Source organism: Flavobacterium sp. K77, from assembly GCF_021608205.1.
GTDB lineage: Bacteria > Bacteroidota > Bacteroidia > Flavobacteriales > Flavobacteriaceae > Flavobacterium > Flavobacterium turcicum.
In genome coordinates this window covers 1,116,234-1,131,795 of sequence record NZ_JAKIHO010000001.1, presented here as the reverse complement: position 1 = coordinate 1,131,795, position 15,562 = coordinate 1,116,234, and the positions used below count along the sequence as shown (strand labels likewise).

The 15,562-nt window shown below is 33.7% G+C and carries 17 protein-coding genes; 10 read left to right on the top strand and 7 right to left on the bottom strand.

The genetic code is table 11. The features are described from left to right. Positions 1-122 precede the first annotated feature (122 nt). From thrS to L1S34_RS04985, 9 genes are all read left to right on the top strand, one after another. Positions 123-2,069: a threonine--tRNA ligase gene (gene thrS / locus L1S34_RS05025; RefSeq protein ID WP_236363072.1), complete on the top strand. Its 1,947-nt coding sequence runs from the start codon at positions 123-125 to the stop codon at positions 2,067-2,069. A gap of 16 nt (positions 2,070-2,085) precedes the next feature. Continuing rightward, the gene (infC, locus tag L1S34_RS05020; protein WP_370637578.1) at positions 2,086-2,643 is read left to right on the top strand and encodes a translation initiation factor IF-3; all 558 of its coding nucleotides are present in this window, start codon (positions 2,086-2,088) and stop codon (positions 2,641-2,643) included. A 116-nt stretch (positions 2,644-2,759) separates the two neighbouring features. Then, positions 2,760-2,957 carry a 50S ribosomal protein L35 gene (gene rpmI / locus L1S34_RS05015; RefSeq protein WP_022827375.1) on the top strand — a complete coding sequence of 66 codons (198 nt, stop codon included), beginning with the start codon at positions 2,760-2,762 and terminating at the stop codon, positions 2,955-2,957. Between the two features lie 173 nt (positions 2,958-3,130). Then, the gene (rplT, locus tag L1S34_RS05010) at positions 3,131-3,475 is read left to right on the top strand and encodes a 50S ribosomal protein L20 (protein WP_086453231.1); all 345 of its coding nucleotides are present in this window, start codon (positions 3,131-3,133) and stop codon (positions 3,473-3,475) included. Between the two features lie 178 nt (positions 3,476-3,653). After that, a complete protein-coding gene (locus L1S34_RS05005; protein ID WP_236363071.1) occupies positions 3,654-5,336 on the top strand; it encodes a tetratricopeptide repeat-containing sensor histidine kinase in 1,683 nt (560 codons plus the stop codon). Positions 5,337-5,345: 9 nt separating this feature from the next. Beyond that, positions 5,346-6,014, top strand: a complete 669-nt coding sequence (locus L1S34_RS05000; protein ID WP_236363070.1) for a response regulator transcription factor — start codon at positions 5,346-5,348, stop codon at positions 6,012-6,014. Between the two features lie 176 nt (positions 6,015-6,190). Next, positions 6,191-6,478: a hypothetical protein gene (locus L1S34_RS04995; protein ID WP_236363069.1), complete on the top strand. Its 288-nt coding sequence runs from the start codon at positions 6,191-6,193 to the stop codon at positions 6,476-6,478. 195 nt (positions 6,479-6,673) lie between these two features. Continuing rightward, positions 6,674-6,970 carry a hypothetical protein gene (locus L1S34_RS04990; protein ID WP_166137260.1) on the top strand — a complete coding sequence of 99 codons (297 nt, stop codon included), beginning with the start codon at positions 6,674-6,676 and terminating at the stop codon, positions 6,968-6,970. Between the two features lie 75 nt (positions 6,971-7,045). After that, positions 7,046-7,852 (top strand): endonuclease/exonuclease/phosphatase family protein, encoded by an 807-nt coding sequence (locus tag L1S34_RS04985; RefSeq protein WP_236363068.1) that lies wholly within the window; start codon positions 7,046-7,048, stop codon positions 7,850-7,852. A gap of 77 nt (positions 7,853-7,929) precedes the next feature. Here the strand turns inward: L1S34_RS04985 and L1S34_RS04980 are convergent, their stop codons facing one another. Continuing rightward, entirely contained in the window at positions 7,930-9,186 is a 1,257-nt protein-coding gene (locus tag L1S34_RS04980) for an asparagine synthetase B (protein ID WP_370637577.1), read from the bottom strand. Positions 9,187-9,522: 336 nt separating this feature from the next. On the opposite strand from L1S34_RS04980, the gene L1S34_RS04975 reads away from it, so the two are divergent. Beyond that, positions 9,523-10,179: a DUF547 domain-containing protein gene (locus L1S34_RS04975; protein WP_236363066.1), complete on the top strand. Its 657-nt coding sequence runs from the start codon at positions 9,523-9,525 to the stop codon at positions 10,177-10,179. A 14-nt stretch (positions 10,180-10,193) separates the two neighbouring features. Here L1S34_RS04975 and L1S34_RS04970 read toward each other — a convergent pair whose 3' ends face one another. The 6 genes from L1S34_RS04970 to L1S34_RS04945 form a co-directional block, all read right to left on the bottom strand. Continuing rightward, a complete protein-coding gene (locus L1S34_RS04970) occupies positions 10,194-10,862 on the bottom strand; it encodes a response regulator transcription factor (protein WP_236363065.1) in 669 nt (222 codons plus the stop codon). A gap of 3 nt (positions 10,863-10,865) precedes the next feature. Further along, positions 10,866-11,657: a sensor histidine kinase gene (locus L1S34_RS04965; RefSeq protein WP_236363064.1), complete on the bottom strand. Its 792-nt coding sequence runs from the start codon at positions 11,655-11,657 to the stop codon at positions 10,866-10,868. Then, positions 11,654-12,295 carry a hypothetical protein gene (locus tag L1S34_RS04960; protein ID WP_236363063.1) on the bottom strand — a complete coding sequence of 214 codons (642 nt, stop codon included), beginning with the start codon at positions 12,293-12,295 and terminating at the stop codon, positions 11,654-11,656. The genes L1S34_RS04965 and L1S34_RS04960 overlap by 4 nt, the downstream gene beginning before the upstream one ends. A 2-nt stretch (positions 12,296-12,297) precedes the next feature. Next, positions 12,298-12,693, bottom strand: a complete 396-nt coding sequence (locus tag L1S34_RS04955) for a hypothetical protein (RefSeq protein WP_236363062.1) — start codon at positions 12,691-12,693, stop codon at positions 12,298-12,300. 167 nt (positions 12,694-12,860) lie between these two features. Further along, positions 12,861-14,405: a replicative DNA helicase gene (gene dnaB, locus L1S34_RS04950; protein WP_236363061.1), complete on the bottom strand. Its 1,545-nt coding sequence runs from the start codon at positions 14,403-14,405 to the stop codon at positions 12,861-12,863. 146 nt (positions 14,406-14,551) lie between these two features. Further along, positions 14,552-15,505 carry an acetyl-CoA carboxylase carboxyltransferase subunit alpha gene (locus tag L1S34_RS04945; protein ID WP_236363060.1) on the bottom strand — a complete coding sequence of 318 codons (954 nt, stop codon included), beginning with the start codon at positions 15,503-15,505 and terminating at the stop codon, positions 14,552-14,554. Positions 15,506-15,562: the final 57 nt, after the last annotated feature.

The following is a 15,562-nucleotide window of genomic DNA, read 5'->3' as shown; positions in this document are numbered from 1 at the left end:
TTTCAAATAAAATCTGATTTATATTTACTTCCACAATCGCATCATTTACTGAAACAAACCTAGGCCAACTATTGCTTGTGTTTTTGTAAAGGGCTATATTTGCAGTATAAAACTATCAAACAATGATTAAGATTACTTTGCCCGACGGGTCAATTAGAGAGTTTGCTCCAGGAGCGACTCCCATGGATGTTGCTAAAAGCATAAGCGAAGGATTTGCAAGAAATGTAATTTCGGCTTCTTTCAATGGTACCACTATTGAAACCACCACTGCATTGACCACCGACGGAAGTCTAACATTGTATACTTGGAACGATGCGGAAGGAAAGAAAGCTTTTTGGCACTCGACTTCACACGTAATGGCTCAGGTTTTAGAAGAAATGTACCCAGGTATAAAGTTAACTTTAGGACCAGCTGTTTCTAATGGATTTTATTATGATGTAGATTTTGAAAATCATAAAATTACTGATGCTGATTTCAAAAAAATCGAAAACAGAGTTTTAGAAATATCAAGAGGAAAACACGAATTTAAATTGCGTCCGGTAACAAAAGCAGAAGCACTTGAACTATACAAAGACAACGTTTACAAAACTGAGTTAATTACTAATCTGGAAGACGGAACGATTACGTTTTGTGATCACGATACTTTCACAGATTTATGCCGTGGTGGCCATATTCCGAATACTGGAATTATTAAAGCCATGAAAATCATGAGTGTGGCCGGAGCTTACTGGCGTGGAGACGAGAAAAACAAACAGTTGACTCGTGTTTACGGTACCTCATTCCCGAAACAAAAAGACTTGACTGAATACTTAGAATTGCTTGAAGAAGCGAAAAGACGCGACCACAGAAAACTAGGTAAAGAGTTAGAGCTATTTGCTTTTTCACAAAAAGTTGGACAAGGATTACCATTGTGGTTACCAAAAGGAGCTGCATTGAGAGACCGTTTGGAGCAATTTTTGAAAAAAGCGCAGAAAAAAGCGGGTTACGAGCAAGTAGTTACGCCACATATTGGTCAAAAAGAATTGTATGTAACATCAGGTCACTATGCAAAATACGGAGCTGATAGTTTTCAACCGATAAACACACCTGCTGAAGGAGAAGAGTTTTTATTAAAACCGATGAACTGTCCGCATCACTGTGAAATTTACAACGTTCGTCCTTGGTCATATAAAGATTTACCAAAGCGTTACGCTGAATTCGGAACTGTATATCGTTACGAACAAAGTGGAGAATTGCACGGTTTGACCCGAGTACGTGGATTTACTCAAGATGATGCACACATTTTTTGTACACCAGAACAATTAGACGAAGAATTCAAAAAAGTAATTGACTTGGTTCTTTACGTATTTGGATCACTTGGTTTCGAGAACTTTACCGCTCAAATATCATTACGCGATAAAGAGAACAGAGACAAATACATTGGTACAGATGAAAATTGGGAAAAAGCAGAAAATGCCATCATCAATGCCGCAGCAGATAAAGGTTTAAACACTGTTGTGGAGTACGGCGAAGCTGCGTTTTACGGACCAAAGTTAGATTTCATGGTGAAGGATGCTTTAGGAAGACAATGGCAGTTAGGAACCATCCAAGTAGATTACAACCTACCGGAGCGTTTTGACTTGACTTACAAGGGTTCTGATAATGAATTGCACCGTCCGGTAATGATTCATAGAGCACCATTTGGATCGATGGAACGCTTTATAGCTATTTTATTAGAGCACACAGCAGGAAATTTCCCGCTTTGGTTAATGCCTGAACAAGCTATAATATTGTCTTTGAGCGAGAAATATGAAATATATGCGAAAAAAGTTTTAGATTTGCTAGAAAATCACGAAATTCGCGCCCTCATTGACAACAGAAATGAGACTATCGGTAAGAAAATTAGAGATGCCGAGATGCAAAAAACGCCGTTCATGTTAATTGTAGGTGAAGAAGAAGAAAAGAACGGAACCATTTCAATTCGTCGTCACGGACAAGAAGGAAAAGGTAATGTTACCGTTACAATAGAAGAATTTGCAGCTATTGTAAATGAGGAAATTAGCAAAACATTGAAAGTATTTACAGTTTAACTTAAATTATAAAGTCATAGCAATAAGAAGCAACAGAGGTTACCAACCTCGCGTAGAAAAAAAAGATGCACACAGAATAAATAATCTTATTCGTGGTGTACAAGAAGTGAGGCTTGTAGGAGAAAACATCGAACCAGGTGTTTTTAAACTAGCAGAAGCATTGCGTTTAGCCGATCAGTTTGAACTAGATTTAGTTGAGATCTCGCCAAATGCAGAGCCGCCAGTTTGTAAAATCATGGATTACAAGAAATTTGTTTACGAGCAAAAGAAACGTGACAAAGCGCTGAAAGCGAAATCTACACAAGTTGTGGTAAAAGAAATCCGTTTCGGACCTCAAACAGATGAGCATGATTATGAATTTAAAAGAAAAAATGCTGAGAAGTTCCTAAAAGAAGGAGCTAAATTAAAAGCGTTTGTATTTTTCAAAGGACGTTCAATCATTTATAAAGACCAAGGTCAAATTTTGTTATTAAGATTAGCAACAGATTTAGAAGAATTTGGTAAGGTAGAAGCGATGCCAGTTTTGGAAGGAAAGAGAATGATCATGTTCATTGCTCCTAAGAAGAAAAAATAAGTCTTAAAGGCAAAAGTCTTAAAGTCAAAAGTAAACAACTTTCGGTTTTAAGACTCTAAAACTTTACGACTATGCAATATAAGTAAGTAAGAATAAATTAAAAACACTAGGAAAAAATGCCTAAAATGAAAACCAAATCTAGCGCCAAGAAACGTTTTAAAGTTACTGGTTCTGGAAAGATTAAAAGAAAGCATGCTTTTAAAAGTCACATCTTGACTAAAAAATCTAAAAAACGTAAATTAGCTTTGACACACTCAGCGTTAGTTCACAAAACAGATATGAAAAGCATCAAACAACAATTAAGAATTATCTAATAAGTCCAAAGTTAGAAAGTCTTAAAGTCTAAAGTTCACACTTTCGACATTCGGCTTTTGACATTTGACTAAAGATTTCTTTAGGTTAAAACAATTTCAATAACCTTGGAGTATGGCCTTTAAGTTCTCTTGATTAAATTCGGGACGCCTGCTACAAAAAAAAATTAAAAATTATGCCAAGATCGGTAAATTCAGTTGCTAAAAGAGCAAGAAGAAAAAAAATAATGAAGCAAGCCAAAGGTTTCTTTGGTAGACGTAAAAACGTTTGGACAGTTGCAAAGAACGCAGTAGAGAAAGCAATGTGCTACGCTTACCGCGATAGAAAAGTGAATAAGAGAAATTTCCGTTCATTATGGATTCAGCGTATTAACGCAGGAGCTAGATTAGAAGGAATGTCTTACTCACAGTTTATGGGTAAAGTAAAAGCTAACGGTATCGAATTGAACCGTAAAGTTCTTGCTGATTTAGCGATGAATCACCCAGAAGCTTTCAAAGCAGTACTTAATAAAGTAAAATAAACGTTTTATCAACTCAATTTAGATTACTTACTTATAAAAAAACCCCATCCACATTCGTGAGATGGGGTTTTTTAATTGTTATAAATGGAAGAATTAGAAGATTAAAATTGTTTTGATTTTAAAATAAAATAGGTATTTTCGTGATATGAAATACCACAAAATTTCCAACCTTTTTTTATTGTTTACAATTATATTTATCTCTTTTTCTTGCCAAAAAGAGAAAGTAGATCCTGCTTTTAAAAAGAAAAAACTAGCAGAGATTGAAAAACTATTTGAACGTGGATATTCTGTTTTCGATGAAGCCAAGCACGACAGTGCTTTTTACTATTTTAATAAAGCCAAAAACTTAGCCGAGCAAATTCAAGATACTTCTAGAATTGTTTATTCTTTGACTTGGATGGCGACAATAGAGCACAATCAAGGAGACTACGTCGGTAGCGAAGCTACAAGTACTGAAGCACTACCCTATTTAAGTGGACCAAGAAGATTCCCTTATGGAGAAACCAATATCTATGCTCACATTGGTTCAAATTACATCGCTACCCAAGATTATAAAAACGCTGTTTACTATTTAAAAAAAGCAATTAACTATAAAACTGATGAATTATTTAAAGGAACGATTTACAACAATATTGCGCTAGCTTACAAATATCAGGAGCTTTACAATCAAGCTGAGTCTATATTAAAACCTCTTTCTTCCAAAAAAATAATATATCAAGATTCATCCTTAGTAGCAACGATAAAAGATAATTTGGGCTTTGTGCAATACAAATTAAACAAACCCAATTCTCTTGTAAACATGATGGAATCCTTCAAAATAAGAGAAGCTATCAAAGATAATTACGGCTTACTTTCTAGTTACAATAATCTCTCTCTTTATCATGCTAATTCTGAACCTAAACTAGCAATAGCATATGCAAAAAAAGGATATCAAACAGCACTTAAAATTAGTCATCCTGATTCCGTTTTAGAGTTTTTAAAATTATTAATCCAAACCGATCCCGGTAAAGATCTTAAAAAACATGCAGATAATTACATTAGGATTAATGACAGTCTTGTTGGAGCAAGACAAAAAGCCAAAAATACATTTGCAAGGATTAAATACGACTCCAAGCGTGAAAAAGATGAAAATTTACGTCTTAAAAACGAAAGTATTCAGCAAGCACAAAAAATACAAAAACGCAATATAACCATTGTCCTCACCATTGCGACAATGACCCTGATTGGATTTTTTATCATTAAGAAAATCCGACTAAATAGCAAAAAAGAAAAAGTAAATGCTGCCTACTCTACTGAAGTACGATTGTCACAAAAACTACATGACGAGTTGGCGAATGATTTATTTCAAACTATAGCATTTGCCGAAGGTCAAGATTTATCAACAAAAGAAAATAAGGAAACACTCATTGCTAACTTGGATATAATATACAATCATACTCGAAATATTTCACGAGAAAATAATAGCATAGAAACTGAAGCGAGTTATTTGCCCAATTTAAAAGGACTGTTTTTTGACTTTAACACGCAACAACAGCATATTATTACCGTTGGACTAGACATTATAAAATGGAACAGTATCGAAAACCATACAAAAATTACTATCTTTAGAATCGTACAAGAACTATTAGTCAACATGAAAAAGCACAGCAATTGCTCTGTTGCTGTGTTTACTTTTGAAACCAATTCAAATCAATTATCACTCTCGTATAATGATAATGGAGTAGGATTACAAAATAAATCACTTCACCGAAAAAACGGATTATTAAACTTAGAGAACAGAATACAGAGCATTGATGGTACCGTTATTTTTGAAACGATGAATACCTCCGGTTTTAAAGCACAATTTCAAATTCCGATATAAATTACTTCTATGTTTAATAAAGTTTTAATTGCTGAAGATTTAGACACGATTGCTCTTTCACTCACAGCCGCTCTAAAAGAAATTGGAGTTCACGAGATTCAGTATACAAAGCATTGTGACGACGCCTATTTGCAAATTAAAAAAGCATTAAATGATAAGAAACCTTTTGAACTTCTTATCTGTGATTTATCATTTAAACCAGATCATCGAGAAATTAGAATTAAATCTGGAGAGGAATTACTCGTTGCTATTAAAAAACTTCAAAAAAACATCAAAACCATTGTCTTTTCAATAGAAGACAAGTCTTATCGCATACAATCATTATACAAAAACATTGGTATTAATGCTTACGTGCTTAAAGGTCGCGATAGTATACCTGAATTAAAGAGGGCAATTGAGCAACTTTATAACAACGCAACATATACCCCAACTAGTTTTGTATCAAACGCTTTACAAGAAAAATCTATTTTTGAAATCGACGTATACGATATTGAATTATTAAAGGCACTTGCTGACGGTTGTACAATTGAAGAAATAGCGCTACTATTCAAACAATCAGACCTTACACCCAACGGGCATAGTAGCATTGAAAAAAGAATAAACAAACTAAAATTATCTTTTAAAGCCAACAATAATGTACAGTTAATAGCCATTACCAAAGATTTAGGCTTATTCTAATTTCGTTTTCGACCATTGTATTTTGCTTTTGAACTGATATAATTAACCAATAATCGTTTTTTTAACAGTTTTTCTACCCATTTAGACCAAAAAAAAGTGAGCCTTTACGGATTCCCGTAAACTTTTGTTTTACAAAGATGGTACGTTTGTACCCGAAAACTTTAAGACAACAAATAATGGCACTTTTTACTACTAAAGATTTATCTTATTCAGGTTATTCACAATCAATTATAGATAGTACTCATCCTGATGCTATCACTGTTTTGCAGGGTGACTATGTTGACAAATCAGAAGAAGCCGAGGTCGTTAATTTTTGCAATCAATTTCTTGAAAAATATAAAGTTCCAAAAACCAAAGCTAGTTTTCAAAAGGTAGAACATTTTTTACATCACGAAGCACTAGAAAACGAAATACATAGAAGTCAGTTACAAGATTGGATTGCTACCAATTGGATCAAACTTTAGTAGTCCTTTTAATGCTTAAATAGCCCTCCCTACTGTTATTGCAATACTACTTTCTCCAGTTCCTGTTTTCTTTAGGGATTTGGTTACTAATTTAATGTTGTTTACAAACATAAAACAATAGGCGAATTATTTTCAAGCATACTCTTTTTCCTTGTAAATCAAAAATTATCAACTAGACTGCTACAACCATAGAAAATGAAAAAAACACTTTGGATTTTGTGCTTAGTTTTAATTATTATCTTTTCATTACCTGCAAATCAAATACACATTGAAACACTAAAGTCCGATTATACAAACTCTAATACAATTTTGTTCAAGCAGCACTTCAAAGAAAATGATGATTTCAAATTACCCTCTGATGACATCAACAACGCAAATCGAACAAAAGGTGATCCAAAACATCGTACTCGACGTAAAAAAGGAAAGATTATTTTCGAGAATCCTGTACTTTTGCAATCGGAATCAAGAAATGATTTTAAAACCAAAAAATAGCCGAATGACTACTATTACAAAGGGCGTAAATCCCTTGTATTTGAAAATTATTTAACTGTAGCACCACTTACTAGTTTGAAAAGATTTATACCTCTATTGCTGCTATTTTTTATTTCATTTTACACTTTTGCTCAATTAAGAGTAGCCTCGTGGAATATTGAAAATCTTGGTAAGTCAAAATCTGCAAACGAAATCCTTTTCATAGTTAATACCGTAAAAGATTTTGATATTATTGCCATCCAAGAAGTAGTTGCTGGACCCGGAGGAGCCCAAGCTATCGCTCAACTAGTTGACAACCTCAATCGAAAGGGAAAGCAATGGGATTATGTTGTTAGCGATCCTACAAGTAGTAGTGCCTATAAAACCGAACGTTATGCTTTTATTTGGCAAGTATCAAAAGTTAAGAAGCTAGGAAATACTTGGCTTGAAAAAAAACACAATAAAGAAATTGACCGAGAACCTTTTTACTGTACATTCAGATACGGGAATAAAACCTTTACTTTGGTAAATTTTCATGCCATAACCAAGCAACGTCAACCCGAAACAGAAATCAAATTTTTTAAATTATTACCCGAACAATACCCAAATTTAAACTTGGTATTCCTGGGCGATTTTAATTGTCCGCAATCTCACAGCGTATTTAATCCTTTAAAAAAAATGGGGTATGAACCAGTTTTTAAAGGCCAAAAAACTTCGTTAAAAAAGAAATGTGTAGCAGGAAATTGTTTAGCATCAGAATTTGATAACATTTTTTACAACAAAGCAAGGGTAAAAGTAGATCAAAAAGGCGTATTGCCTTTTTATACAAGTTTCACCACGTTACTTGAAGCAAGAAAAATTTCAGACCACATTCCTATTTGGTTTCAATTTTCATTGCTCTAATTAAAAAAAACATTCTTTACCTGTCTCACACTCTTTATACAATATCAAGAATGATTAAGATTTTAAACCGACTTAATTTAGGTTTTTAACTTCTTTTTCTTTGCAGCAGGAAATAAAACATTGTTCAAAATTAATCTGAAACCAGGAGAATTAGGATGCAAATCTAACACGGTTGGCGCATCACCCACTTGATGTTGGTAATCTTCAGGATCATGACCTCCGTAAAAAGTAAACATTCCTTTGCCTTTTTGCCCATGAATGTAACGTGCTTCGTTGTTGAGTTCACAGGATCCCATGACCAAAACATTAGACTTAATCAAACTAGAATCATAAGCAGTGGTTTGCCCCATAAAGCCTTTTACTAACTGCGTATGATTTTGACACAACATACTTGGAATAGGATCCCATTTTGCAGAAAATTCCATTAATGTAAAATAGTCTTTATCCATCGGAATACGACGTTTAGAAGTCATGTCAATATCTGAAAACTCATACTGTTCCGGTTTACGCTCTAAAGTAAAATCCTTGAAAGCGAAAGCGCCCGTGTAATTCAATTTTGATTGATAATTGGCCTCACTAGCATCGCCATCAAACATAGTTTCGCAAATGTCTAATCCATCAGCTGCCAATGCAATATCAAAGCTGTCAGTTGCTGAGCACATAGCAAACATAAATCCACCACCAATTACAAAATCTCTGATTTTTTTTGCCACAGCACCCTTTTCTTCTGAGACTTTTGCATAACCTAAAGAGGAGGCCAAAGTTTCGGCTTCTTTTTTTTGCTCAATGTACCAAGGCGTATTTTTATAAGCACCATAAAACTTGCCATATTGCCCCGTAAAATCTTCGTGATGTAAGTGCAACCAATCATATAAAAGCAATTGATCTGTCAAAACCTCCGAGTCATATATGGCTGTAAAAGGAATTTCGGCATACGTAAGCACTAGCGTTACCGCATCATCCCAAGGTTGTTTGCCTTTTGGGGTATAAACCGCAATTTTTGGGGCCTTTTCGAGGAGAACAGCTTCCATGTTTTGCGACGGACTATTAATTTCATTTAAAATTGTTTGTTGCTCGTTATCTGAAATTACTTCAAAACTCACTCCACGAATTTGACATTCTTTTCTAATTTCATCAGCATCAGGTAATAAAAAAGATCCACCACGGTAATTTAAAAGCCAGCTAGCTTTGTAACTTTTTTCTATACACCAAAAAGTGATTCCATAGGCTTTAAGATGATTTTTCTGCGAGCTTTCATCCATTGGCAACATAATAAAAGAAGCTTTTGCCTGTATCGAAAGGAACACTACCACTAAAAAGAGAAGTCGCTGCATCATAGGATATTTTTTTTTTGCTATTTCAAAGATAGAAACTAAGGAGAATAGTAAATCTAATTTTAACTATAAAATGACTCTGCACATAAAATTTACTTCAAAACACGTAAAAACACGTACAAATGGTTTACAGTCTAGTACTAAATTCGCAAGTAGTTAAAACCAAAACTATGCGAACCTTAGTAATGATGCCAAACCCAAACAACTCACCATTAAAAATGTTGACACTTTTAAAAAAAATAGGAATTATTGTGCTAATTGGGAGCATAGTGTTATTCTATATTTTGTGCTTCCAGTTTTTAAGCCAGTAACTAAATTTAATAAACACTTTTTCTTTTGAAAAATTACCACGTCAATATCGCCCAAGAAATGCTTTCTCTTGCTCAAAAAGGCGGCGATAGCAGTGCGCATCGCAGACAACTATACTACATTCGAGCATTTAATCTTCAAAATAGTCTAACAACCGATTGTTTAAAAATTGTATTTTGGCTCAATTTATACAGTGCTTTTTACCTACTACAACAAAATGAGATTACAAAAAATAAGGATTATTATAAACTAAAAAAGATCAAAGTAGCTCGATCATTACTTTCTTTACATGATATTGAGCACGGCATTTTAAGAAAAACAAAACTAAATGTAGGTTTCGGGTATTTAAAAAATCCTTTTTACTCTCAGTCCATTAAAAATATGGCTGTTGATCAATTGAATTACAACGTGCATTTTGCCTTACAACACATCAAAACAAACTCCAGCGCAACAATAATCTATGATGTAGAAAGCTTACAAACGCAGCTAAAAAACATTGCCATTACACTGTTACAAGAGCAAACGCAAGAAAACGCACAACACACTATACTGTTTACCCCTTCTTTTTTACGTCAATATGCAGGTGATTTTGGTGGATTTGGCAGTATCAAAAATATACTGCAATTAATTTTAAACAAGGATTTACAAAAACATCGGTTGCGATTTAAAAAATTCACGGTCTAAAAAACATCCCCTTCCTATAAGTCGTAGATCATTAAGTCATTTTGAACTGCAAAAACTACTAAGCCTGCAATATTTTTAGATTCTGTTTTCAAAAGTAAATTATTTCGATGTCCTTCAACAGTTCTAGGACTTATAAAAAGAATCTCAGCAATTTCTGCTGTACTTTTTTGTGCGCAAATTAATCTTAAAACTTCTAATTCACGAGTGGTCAAAAAATTGGCATCAAATACAGATTTTGCTTTTTTAGAATTAAAACCATCTTCTTGAATAATTTTTAACACATCGTCTGTGTAATAAAATCCTTTTTCAGCAACTTCATTTATTGTAAGTAAAAGTTCTTGCGGAGTAGCATTTTTGATTAAATAAGCCACGGCACCAACAGCAATCATATTTGCTATAAAAGATTTAGTGTGGTAACTTGTAAGCGCTATTATTTTTATATTTGGAAAAGTGCTATGAATAATTTTAGTTGCCTCGACCCCATTTATTTCAGGCATTTTAAGATCCATTATTATGACATCTGGCAGTTTTACATTTTGATCATGTAAGGCATCTAGGAGCTCTTGTCCGTTTGCTGCTTCAAAAACAACGTTGATATTTTCTTCGCGGTCTAATAAAAATAATATTCCCTTGCGAAATAAAATTTCATCATCTACAAGCGCAATTTTTACATCGTTTTTCATTTTTTAAAAATTAAAATTTACTTTTACTCCTTCATTAATTCCTGATTGCAATTGCAAATTTCCATTCAAAAAAGCCACACGGCTCTCGATGTTTTTCATTCCCAGTCCTTTTTGATTCTCAAATGACTTTTGATCGAAACCAACTCCATTGTCACTATAAAAACCGTGTTGTTTTCCATTTTTTTCTTCTAACACAAGATTAATTTGAGTTGCTTTACCATGACGTAAAGAATTATTCATTAATTCTTGCAGAATTCTAAAAACATGTAAATGTCTATCAATTTCGGCAAGATCAAAACTAGTGTTACAAGTAAAATTTACCTTAACTGCTTTACTACTACTGAACTCCTCACAGAGCTCTTCGATTCCTGCTTGCAAACCAAATTTCTCCAAAACTGGAGGCAGTAAGTTATGAGCTATTTTTCGCGAATTATCAAGTGCTTTACCTGTTAAGTCAATAATAGTAGTTGTAATTTCCTTGACTTGTAATTCTGATAATTTTGGCGTGTTAAGCAAATGACTATTCAAGGAAACAATATTCAATTTAGAACTAATATCATCATGTAAATCTTGTGCAATGCGTTTTCTTTCCTCTTCTTGGGTAAGAATTACAGCACTAAGTAGCTCTTTTTGGTATTGAATTTCTAGATCTTTTTTTTCCAATTCTTTTTGAATAATTTTCTTTCTTGAAAAATAAAAAAACAAGACCAAAACAATTCCCATCAGAATAAATGTAACGCAACTATAGATAATAATCTCTATTATTTCATTTTCAGCAAGGGTGTTTGGTTTCATAATTCGTCCTTTATTTCGTTGTTTGAAAATCTTGTTTTCCAATCGACCAAAATAATTATTTGATACAACAGATACATAAAACTATTCAAAACCCATGGTATTTTATTAAATTCTGCACTCAACGACGTCATTAAATTACCTACCAGAAATAAAATAGTACTTCCTAATAAATATACTAGAATCCCTATGTTCACGTAATAAAATTCTTTTTTTTCATTTAATAAATTATAAAAATGAAAACTTGCCAACACAACTAATACAATTGAAGTAATTACAATTTCTAATAAATTGAACCTAAAAAACAAAGTGTTATCAGAAGCAAATTGCACGCCTAAAATCAATAAAACAACTACGAAACAAGCTATTACAATTTTATTTTGCATACCATCTTGTTTTAATATTTGCTTGTAAAACCCACTTAACAAGATGAATTGTCCAATAAAATAAAAATGAGAAAGGAATAAATTACTACTCTTTTGCAAAATTAAAAATTCAGCCCACACTTGAATAATAAAGGAGAGCGCGAGATAAATTGTAAAGATTTTATAGGCCTTGGTTTCTTTAAAAAATTGAGTAGAAAAAAGCATTAGATTAAGAAATAAAACAAAATATCCTGTGTATGCGAGAATTTTAATCATTTCTATTTTTGTAATAATGGACTACTTTCATCACATACAGTTGGACAGGGTCTGGTAAAATCATAAATATCGTCTTCGCCTTGACCAACACCATCAACGCCAACAGTAATCATGTCAACGTATGTATTTGTTGCTGCATTAAACTTAGTGCCTACAATCATTAATTTTTCTACATTATTATCATCAACTCCAATATAAGCCCTTACCGCATCAACACCCTCGGCCAAAACTTCAAGCAAGTCCTCTTTTGGAATTAAAAATGCATTTAATCGATGGTGCTTGTTATAATCACCTTCTTTTTTAGACCAACGTTTGGCCCATTTTTGAGCAGTTTTTAATGAAATTGAATTTGGTTTTTTACTCTTAATACTTTCTTTTGAATTGGTTTCTTTATCCATTATTTTAAAATTAGTTGGTTTCTATTGGTTCGAGAATAGATAGGCTAAACTAACGTTTTTTTATTATTTTAACAAAAAGAGTATAATTTTACAACTTACTAAAAAAGCCTAAACTTTTTGAAATTTAGGCTTTTATATGATTCAAATATTTTTTTCGACCAATTTAATTAAAACGGAACATCACTATCGTCTTCATCATCATTAAAATTACTACCAAAAGCCTCATTTGCTGATGGTAAATTTTTAGTAATAAATGGATTATCTTCTTGATTCATACTCGAAGGCAAATCATCATATCCTCCGCTGTAATCTTCCAAGTTATCAAATTTACCTAGATGTCCTAAGAATTTTAAACGAACGTTCTCGATACTACCATTACGGTGCTTGGCAATCATAATTTCGGCTTGACCTGCCGTTGGCGCTGCCTCGTCATCATCCCATTCATCAATTTTATAATATTCCGGACGGTACAGGAACGATACAATATCGGCATCTTGCTCAATCGCTCCAGATTCACGAAGGTCAGAAAGCAATGGTCTTTTGCTTGAACCACGAGTTTCTACGGCACGAGACAACTGCGAAAGTGCAATTACTGGCACATTTAATTCTTTTGCTAAAGCCTTCAAGTTTCGCGAAATTGTCGAGATTTCTTGCTCACGATTTCCTCCTCCTTTTCCGCTACCTCCAGCAGTCATTAATTGCAAATAATCGACAATGATAATTCGAATTCCATGCTGCGAAACCAAACGTCTGGCTTTGGCACGCAAATCAAAAATAGATAGCGATGGAGTATCATCAATAAAAAGCGGTGCTTTCTCTAAATTTTTAACCTTGGTACTCAACTGCTCCCATTCGTGTTTTTCTAACTTTCCGGTACGTAATTTTTCTGAAGACAAACCTGTTTCTGACGATATCAAACGTGTAATCAATTGCACCGATGCCATCTCGAGCGAGAATAAAGCTACTGGCATTTTAAAATCGATTGCCATATTACGAGCCATAGACAATACGAATGCCGTTTTTCCCATCGCAGGTCTCGCAGCAATGATAATTAAATCACTAGGCTGCCAACCAGAAGTTACTTTATCTAATTTGTCAAAACCAGTGGCTACACCACTCAAGCCTTCTTGACCAGCAATTTCTTCGATTCGCTTTTTAGCTTGTAAAACCAAACTTTGTGCTGTTTCAGAACTACGTTTGATATTACCTTGAGTAACTTCGTAGAGTTTAGATTCAGCTCTGTCTAATAAATCAAATACATCTGTAGTTTCATCGTAAGAGTCTTCGATAATTTCAGTTGAAATTCGAATCAAGCTACGTTGAATGAATTTTTGCAAAATGATTCTCGAGTGAAATTCAATGTGAGCCGAAGATGATATTTTTTGAGTCAGTTGAATTAAATACAAATCGCCACCAGCAAGTTCTAATTTTGCATTCTTTTTTAATTGTGCCGATACAGTCAACAAATCAATAGGTTGTGTATCAGTAAACAATTGCGTAATTGCTTCAAAAATATGCTTGTGGGCTTCTTTGTAAAAAGCATCAGGTTGCAGAATATCAATAACATCATCTACTCCTTTTTTATCAATCATCATGGCGCCAAGTACAGCCTCCTCTAATTCAATAACTTGAGGTTGTAATTTTCCTTTTTCTAGGCTTATAATTGTCGATTTATCAACCTTCACTGGATTGATGTTTCTGAAGTTTTCCATAGCACGAAAGTAACAAAATTATAAAAAAGATTAAGCCGGAGTTATTACAAATAAATGTTCATAAGTAACTATTTTTTGTTTATAACCCCAAAAAAAACCGTCTCATAGCAGTACGAGACGGTTAGGTAAATATAAGTTTGGAGTGCTTATTCCTTGTACTCTCCCATTTTGCTGTATTTCTCCATTCTTTGCGCAATTAAATCAGCTGTTGATAAGTCTTTCAGCTCATTATAACCTTTCAAGATGTATTGTTCTACTGTTTTAAACGTAGTTTCTTTGTCATAGTGCGCTCCTCCGAGAGGTTCTGGAATAATATCGTCAACTAATTTTTGTTTTTTCATATCAGCTGATGTCAATTTCAAAGCCTCAGCAGCTTGTTCTTTGTATTCCCAACTTTTCCATAAGATTGAAGAACAAGATTCAGGTGAAATAACAGAGTACCAAGTGTTTTCCATCATGTAAACTCTATCTCCCACTCCTATTCCTAGTGCACCACCTGATGCTCCTTCACCCACAATGACAGTAATAATTGGCACTTTCAAGTTAACCATCTCAAAAATGTTTCTCGCGATAGCTTCTCCTTGTCCGCGCTCTTCAGCCTCAAGACCTGGATAAGCACCGGGAGTATCAATAAGGGTAACAACTGGAATACCAAATTTCTCAGCCATTTTCATCAAGCGCAATGCTTTTCTGTAACCTTCAGGATTTGCCATCCCGAAATTACGGAACTGACGCATTTTAGTATTAATCCCTTTTTGTTGACCAACAAACATAAATGATTGCCCATTTATTTGGCCTAAACCACCTATCATGGCTTTATCATCTTTAAATGCTCTATCCCCAAAAAGTTCTAAAAATGTACCTTTTGTAAGATTAGTGATGTGTTCTAAAACATAAGGCCTATTTGGGTGCCTTGAAAGTTGAACACGTTGCCAAGCGGTAAGATTTTTGTAAATATTTTTTTTGGTTTCTTCTAGTTTTTTATTGATTTGTTTGCAGGTATTTGTAACGTCTACATCTGATTCAGCACCAATAACAAGACATTTTTCTAACTGCTCTTCTAACTCTTTTATAGGAAGCTCAAAATCTAAATATTCCATAGGATTTTTGCGTTTTTGTTTTTATTTCGAAGCGCAAATATAAAATTTTAAATCGTT